The organism is Nocardiopsis sp. MG754419, from assembly GCF_018207095.1.
Classification (GTDB): Bacteria; Actinomycetota; Actinomycetes; order Streptosporangiales; family Streptosporangiaceae; genus Nocardiopsis.
The window spans coordinates 1-7,087 of record NZ_QOCZ01000217.1 but is presented as its reverse complement, the minus strand read 5'-3'; the positions used below and the strand labels follow the sequence as shown (position 1 = coordinate 7,087).

The following is a 7,087-nucleotide window of genomic DNA, read 5'->3' as shown; positions in this document are numbered from 1 at the left end:
CCACCCCCGGCCGTCCAGCCCACCCGCGAGCGCGCAAGGAAGTACGTGACCAGGCACACCTCACCGTCCACCACCGCCGAAGGCGTCGGCAAGAACGCCACTCGGCTCGTCATCCCGCTCCTCCTGGTCTCGGCGTTCGTCGTCATCCTCAACGAGACGATCATGGGCGTGGCCCTGCCCGCGCTCAACCGCGACCTGGGGATCTCCGTCTCCACAGGGCAGTGGCTGACCTCCGCCTTCATGCTCGTCATGGCCGTGGTCATCCCGATCACCGGTTTCCTGCTGCAACGGTTCCACCTGAGACAGGTGTTCATCACCGCGATGAGCCTGTTCAGCCTGGGCACCCTGATCTGTTTCCTCGCACCCGACTTCACCGTGCTGCTGGCGGGGCGGATCGTGCAGGCCTCCGGCACCGCGATCATGATGCCGCTGCTCATGACGACCGTGCTCAACATGGTCCCGGCCGACCGCCGCGGGCGCGTGATGGGCAACATCTCCATCGTCATGGCGGTGGCGCCGGCCGTCGGCCCGACCCTGTCCGGGCTCATCCTGAACGTGCTGGACTGGCGCTGGCTGTTCGGTCTGGTCCTGCCGATCGCGCTCCTGGGCCTGGCCCTGGGCGCCATCTTCATCCGTAACATCACCGAACCCACCGCCGCCCGCATCGACGTGCCGTCGGTCATCCTGTCGGCGTTCGCCTTCGGTGGTCTGGTCTACGGGTTCTCCAGCCTGGGCAAGGCCGCCGACGCGGGTGCCGGTATCCCGCCCGCCCTGGCGATCGGCGTGGGCGCGGTGACCCTGGCGTTGTTCGTCTGGCGCCAGATCCGGCTGCAGCGTGAGAACCGGGCCCTGCTGGACCTGCGGGTCTTCCAGTCCCGCCAGTTCTCCGTGTCGATCAGCCTGGTGCTGGTCAGCTTCATGTCGCTGTTCGGCATCATCATCCTGCTCCCCATCTACATGCAGAACGTGTTGGGCCACGACACGCTCACCACCGGCCTGGCCCTGTTGCCCGGCGGTCTGGTCATGGGTCTGCTGGCTCCGGTGGTCGGTCGCCTCTACGACCGGTTCGGACCTCGGCCCCTGGTCACACCGGGAGCCGCCATCGTCGCCCTGGTGATGTGGTTCATGACGACCTTCGACACCGAGACCACGATCGGGGCCATCGTCCTCGGGCACGTGTTCCTGAGCAGCGGACTGGGCCTGATGTTCACCCCGCTGCTCACCGGTGCGTTGGGGTCCCTGCCGCAGCGCCTGTACTCGTACGGCAGCGCCGTGGTCGGTACCGTGCAGCAGGTCGCCGGTGCCGCGGGCACGGCGGCGTTCATCGCGGTCATGTCCGCGGTGGCCGCGAGCCGGCTCGAGGACGGCGCGAACACCATCGCCGCCGAGGCCGATGGGATCCACGTCGCGTTCATGCTGGGGGCGACCATCGCTACCCTCGCGTTCTTCGCGACCTTCCTGGTCCGCCGGTCCGAGTCCCCCGAGGACGCGGGCCAGGGCGCCGACCGGATGCCGGCCGCGCACTAGCGCCGCGCGTTCCCCGGGGGCGGTGGTCGGAGGTGATCCGGCCACCGCCCCCGTCTCGTGTCGGGGCCGCGCCCGGACACGGAGGCAGGGCCACTCTCGGACAGGGGGACGGGGCGCGCCTCCGGTTCCCTACACCGACACCCGCGCACCCAGGTCCAGTCGCGGCCAGGCCTCGACATCGCGGAGGAACCGCCGATCGTGGGTGGACACCACCACCGCGGCCTCGGTGACGTCGAGCGCCTCGGTGAGCTCGTCCACCAGGGCGACCGACAGGTGGTTGGTGGGCTCGTCCAACAGCAGCACGTGGGGACGGCGGGCCAGGGCCAGCGCCAGGTCCAACCGGCGTCGCTGACCCATGGAGAGTTCGGCGACCCGTTTCCCGGTCTCGCGCGGGCGGAGCAGCCCCAGCGAGGACAGACCCACGGTCTCGTCGGCACGGAGCCCCCTTCGGGACACCAGACGGTCCACGTGTGCGGTGTACACGTCGGCGACCCGCCGGTCCGACGGAAGGTCGGACTCCTGGCCCAACAGCGCCACCCGGGCCTCGTCCGCGCCGTACACCCGGCCGGTCGTGGGTTCCAGCGCCCCCGCGAGCACCGACAGCAGCGTGGACTTGCCGGTGCCGTTGGGACCGGTCACCACCAGCCGCGCGCCTGCGCGCAAGGTGAGCGAGGTCGCCGTGGCGAGTCGATCGGCCACGGTGACGTCCTCGGCCGCCAGCAGGGTGGTGCCGGATCGCGTGGGCAGGTCGGGGAACCGGAAGCGCTGTGGTGGTTCGGGCATGGTGATCTCGTGCGCCTCCAGGTCGGCCCTGCGGCGGTGCACGTTCTTGACCAGCCCGCCCGCGCGGGTGGCCCGCTGGTGCTTGCCGGTGCCCTTGTCCGGCCGCCAACGGGAGACCAGACGGTTCTGGGCCGAGCTCAACAGGTCCTGGAGGCGGGCCTTCTCGTCCTGTTGGTGGGCGTAGGCCTGCTCCCAGCGTTCCCGCTCGGCGCGGCGGCCCTGCCGGTATCCGGTGTAACCACCGCCGTGGATCCGAGGACGCCCGTCGTCGGTGGGATCCAGGTCCACCACGGTGTCGGCGACGTCGGCGAGCAGCGCGCGGTCGTGGCTGACCAGGACCACGCCCCCGGACCGGCGACGCAGCCGTTCGGTGAGAAAGTCCAGACCGCCGCGGTCCAGATGGTTGGTGGGTTCGTCCAGGAGCAGGAAGTCGTGCCCGGCACCGAGCAGACAGGCCAGACGGACCCGGTAGCGCTGTCCCACCGAGAGTTCGGTGAGTCGGCGCGCGGGGTCCGACTCCGCGCCCAGGGCGTCCAGGGCGATGTGGAGCCGGCGCGCGGCGTCCCAGGCGTCGAGGGCCTCCGCGCGTTGCAGGGCGCGGGCGTACCGTTCCTCGGCGCCGTCGGTCCCCTCCCCCAGGGCGAGGCCCGCGGTGTCGAGTTCGGTGAGCGTGGCCAGGGAGTCGGCGACGGCGTCGGCGAGCACCTCACCGACGGTACGGGCGTCGGCGGTGGACATCTCCTGTTCGGCCAGGCCGCGCGTGCCGACCAGGGCGACGGTGCCCGCATCGGGTGTGAGCGTTCCGGCCAGGACGTGCAGGAGCGTGGTCTTACCCCGGCCGTTCTCCCCCACGATCGCGATGCGCGAAGTGGGGGTGACGGTGAGGTCGGTGTCGACGAGCACGTGGTGGGCGCCCCGGACGACGGAGATCCCGGACAGGGCGAGTTGGGCGCGCGAGCGCGCGGGAAGAGCGGTGGGCATGTGGGTCCTCTACGGCGGGCACGCCGAACAGACCCGGGGTCCGGGTCGGTGGGCGTGCGGGTAACGGCGACCCTCGATGGGGTCAGGTCGTCAGGGCCGCGGCACGGCGCTCGGAGCGTCGCGACGAGCGCGGGCGGCCGACGAGGCCGTTACAGGTAGAGCTGGGACTGGCACATGGGCTCAGGCTAACGCACGACCCCCGTTGCAGGGGATTTCTTTTCGCCCGACCCCGCTCCGAAGGGCCCGGGGCTCGGACCAGGGGATCGCCGCCCCCACGCGGCGGCTACACCGAGCCCACCGTGTGGTCGGCGCCCTCGGCGGCGGACGGCCCACGGCATGAGCGGACCACATCGCCACGGGTCGGGAGCGTGCGCCCGGCACACGAGGGCACGGACCGCACTTCCGGCGGTGCGACGGATGCCTCACGACCCGGGCACCACCACCGAGGCCACGCGGACCTTGGGGAACGGCCTCCATGCAAGATCACCCGTCTGACGGAGTCCGGGCCGGTCGGGTGGTCACCAGGACCCTCTCCTCAGTCGTGGCGGCCCCGAAGGGCGACCTGTGTCGTCACCAGCGCGGTCGCCACCCAGGTCAGCCACAGCAGACCGGTCATCGGAGTGAGCCCGTTGTGGACGGAGGCGACGATGATCGCGATCAGGGACAGCAGGGTGATCGTCACCAGTGCGTGCGCTCTCGTGGGCATTTCTCCCCTCCTCCCTGTCGCGTGCCGGCGTATATCCCGAGAGTCCGGGAGAAGGCCCGAGGCGATGACACGCTCTTCACCGCGACCATCGGTTCGGCGGTCAAGGTGAAACGCTCGCGACGATCCTCGCGCCGCTCGCTACCGTGTGCGCGGAGAGGGAAAGGAAACCCGCTCCGGGAAGCCCCGATTTCGTGCGCCACGGACACACCGGAATTCTCTCCCCTCCTGAAACCGCACACCCGAATCTACTGGAGCAGGCGAACTCAGAGGGAACCGCCCCCGGGAACCGATCCGGGCGCTTCCCGGACGAGAACGCACAGCACGATCAGAGGTGGTTCCCCCGCGCACGGCGCACCGCCCGGATATGCCCCATCACGCTTGACCGCGATCGACGTGACACGAGATCCGGGATCGCCGATCATCGGCCGATTCCCGGACCCGGCCTCGGCTTCGAGTGCGGCAAGGGGATGCCCGTGAGGGTCGCGGCGATGGGCCGAGGACGACTCCGACCTCGCCCGGCACGCCGGTGAGGCAGGGGTGGGAGCCGACCGTTCCTCCGCCCGCTTTCGACGCCGCGAGAATGAGCACCACCCGTGAAACCGCTGGTCGAAAACCCGATGAGGAACGGCAGGCTCGATTGCTAGGCTCCTTTCCAGCACCTCCCGGTGCGCAGGTGACGGTTACTTCTCTGGTACGGAGCGGCTCGGGTTCGAGTCCCGGCATCCGGCTGAACCGAATGTGGTGTCAGTGGTTGCACGCTTCATTTCCGTCGCCGACCTGATCTCGGGAGGCCACGACTTCACGAGGGTGCGCCCGGTGCGCAGGCGACGGTTACTTCCACTGTTCATGGCGTGGTGCGGGTTCGAGTCCCGCCGGCGGCCGAAAGGCCGGTGTAGCTCAATCGGTAGAGCGCGTACGTTCCGTTTCCGACTTGATCTCGGGCGCACCCCCTGTGAAGCCATCTCCTCCCGGTGCGGAAGGAGTCTCTTTTGATGTCGAAGTTCAACCGGGCCGGCACGCGCCCGGCCACCCGCTCCCCCCTCACCTCCGAAGCCGTCCCGACCGGACGCACCCACGAGGGCGCTCCCGGCTACGCGCGGGAGCTCCGCTCGGAACTGTGGCTGCTCGCGGTCCACAACATGGTCGGTGAGAACACCTTCTACGAGACCGCGGGAGGGCGCGACGACCGCTTCACCGCTCTGGTCCACCAGGTGGCCGTGGCCGACCCGGAGTGGTTCGCTTCGTTCGTGCGGTGGCTGCGCCGCGACGCGCACATGCGCTCCGCCTCGCTGGTCGCCGCACTCGAAGGTGCCAAGGCCCGGCTGGACGCCGGGGAGCACGGTCACTCCCGTCAGTGGATCGACACCGCCCTGGCGCGTGCGGATGAGCCCGGTGAGGCCCTGGCGTACTGGACCGGTAGGTACGGGCGCCGCATCCCCAAGCCCGTCAAGCGCGGTATCGCCGACGCCGCGCGGCGCCTGTACACCGAGCGTTCGCTGCTCAAGTACGACACCTCCGGTCAGGCCTTCCGGTTCGCCGACGTGCTGGACCTGACGCACCCCCCGGCCTCGGTGGACAAGCCGTGGCAGGGGCCCTTGTTCGAATACGCGCACGAGCGACGCCGCAACCGGGGTACCCGCCCGGACCCGGAGCGGCTCCCGATGCTGGCCTCGCACGGTCACCTCATGGAAGCCGGCGCGGCCGACCCGGCGCTGCTCCTGTCACCGGAGCGGCTGGAGCGCGCCGGCGTCACCTGGGAGACGGCCCTGTCGCTGGCGGGTGACCGCGTGGACAAGGCCGAACTGTGGGAGTCGCTGATCCCGTCCATGGGGTACATGGCCCTGCTGCGCAACCTGCGCAACTTCGACGAGGCCGGCGTCTCGGACGCGGTCGCCGAGCAGGTCGCGGCGCGACTCAAGGATCCGGAGGAGGTGGCACGGTCGCGACAGATGCCAATGCGGTTCCTGTCGGCTCACCGGGCTGCGCCGTCACTGCGCTGGGGGCACGCTCTGGAGAAGGCGCTCACCGCCTCGCTGTCCGCCATCCCCGCACTGCCGGGGCGCACGCTGATCCTGGTGGACACGTCCTCGTCCATGGGCATGTCCTTCGCCGAGGACGGATCGCTCATGCGCTGGGACGCCGCCGCGCTGTTCGGGATCGCCCTCGGTCACCGCTGCGCGAACGCGGACGTGGTGTCGTTCTCCTCGGCCCGGTACTTCTGGGGCGACCCGCGAGGGCGCAGGACGAAGGCGTTCCCGCTCATGGCCGCCGAATCCGTGCTGGGCGCGGTCACCCGGTGGAAGGACGGTGGCTGGTTCCTGGGCGGCGGGACCGAGACGGGCCCGGCTCTGCGTCAGGAGTTCCGTGGCCACGACCGCGTCGTGATCGTCACCGACGAGCAGGCCTCAGGCCGCGGGGACGTGGACACCGCGATCCCGCAGGGCACGCCGATGTACACGTGGAACCTCGCCGGGTACGAGCACGGCCACGCGCCCTCGGGGCGGCGGAACCGGCACACCTTCGGTGGGCTCACCGACGCCGCGTTCCGGATGATCCCACTCCTGGAGTCGGGTCGAGACGCCCACTGGCCCTGGGAGCACTGACCACCGGGCGGCGGCCCCTGCCCCGGCCAACCGCCCACCGCGGCCGATGATGACGGTTCCCCTGGGCCGGCCGCACCGAAGGCCGGGCGTTGCGGACCCCTGCGCCGGGGAGCACCGGTCCGGGCCCGGGGGCACCGAGGGCGAACGGCGGTCCTCGCTCAGGCGGGAGGGCCCGCCTGGGCCGTGAACGATCCGGTTCCGCAGTGGACGTCGATCTCGACGACCCCGTTGACGAAACGCGTCCCACAGGCGTCGGTCGGGATCACCAGCTGCGGACCCGCCCCGCCCAGGGGCGCAGCGTCCATCTCCACCGCGAGCAGCACGGGTAGGTCGGCGAACCCAGGGTCGATCTCCGCCCAGGACACCACCGCGTGGTGCCCGTCCGCGCCCCGGAGTTCGAGCAGCGCCCCCGCCCGCACCCGACGGGACGCCCCGACCACCTCCACCTCCAGAGCGCTGAGCACGTCATGGAGGAGCGGCCCCCGGA

At 70.9% G+C, this 7,087-nt stretch carries 5 protein-coding genes; 2 read left to right on the top strand and 3 right to left on the bottom strand.

The features are described from left to right. Positions 1 to 45: 45 nt before the first annotated feature. Entirely contained in the window at positions 46 to 1,527 is a 1,482-nt protein-coding gene (locus DSY14_RS26070; RefSeq protein ID WP_211719263.1) for an MDR family MFS transporter, read from the top strand. Between the two features lie 129 nt (positions 1,528 to 1,656). Here the strand turns inward: DSY14_RS26070 and DSY14_RS26065 are convergent, their stop codons facing one another. Together DSY14_RS26065 and DSY14_RS26060 are read right to left on the bottom strand one after the other, a co-directional pair. After that, entirely contained in the window at positions 1,657 to 3,291 is a 1,635-nt protein-coding gene (locus DSY14_RS26065) for an ABC-F family ATP-binding cassette domain-containing protein (protein ID WP_211719262.1), read from the bottom strand. Positions 3,292 to 3,826: 535 nt separating this feature from the next. Continuing rightward, entirely contained in the window at positions 3,827 to 3,997 is a 171-nt protein-coding gene (locus DSY14_RS26060; protein ID WP_211719261.1) for a hypothetical protein, read from the bottom strand. A 992-nt stretch (positions 3,998 to 4,989) separates the two neighbouring features. On the opposite strand from DSY14_RS26060, the gene DSY14_RS26055 reads away from it, so the two are divergent. Beyond that, positions 4,990 to 6,600: a TROVE domain-containing protein gene (locus DSY14_RS26055; RefSeq protein ID WP_211719260.1), complete on the top strand. Its 1,611-nt coding sequence runs from the start codon at positions 4,990 to 4,992 to the stop codon at positions 6,598 to 6,600. Between the two features lie 158 nt (positions 6,601 to 6,758). Here DSY14_RS26055 and DSY14_RS26050 read toward each other — a convergent pair. Then, positions 6,759 to 7,087: hypothetical protein (locus tag DSY14_RS26050; protein ID WP_211719259.1), on the bottom strand; the 329-nt coding region annotated here is incomplete at its 5' end.

What these genes read in the sequence shown, in the direction of transcription:
- DSY14_RS26065 (WP_211719262.1), bottom strand. Translation starts at nt 3,291, where the DNA reads ATGCCCACCGCTCTTCCCGCGCGCTCGCGCGCCCAACTCGCCCTGTCC.
- DSY14_RS26060 (WP_211719261.1), bottom strand. Translation starts at nt 3,997, where the DNA reads ATGCCCACGAGAGCGCACGCACTGGTGACGATCACCCTGCTGTCCCTG.
- DSY14_RS26055 (WP_211719260.1), top strand. Translation starts at nt 4,990, where the DNA reads ATGTCGAAGTTCAACCGGGCCGGCACGCGCCCGGCCACCCGCTCCCCC.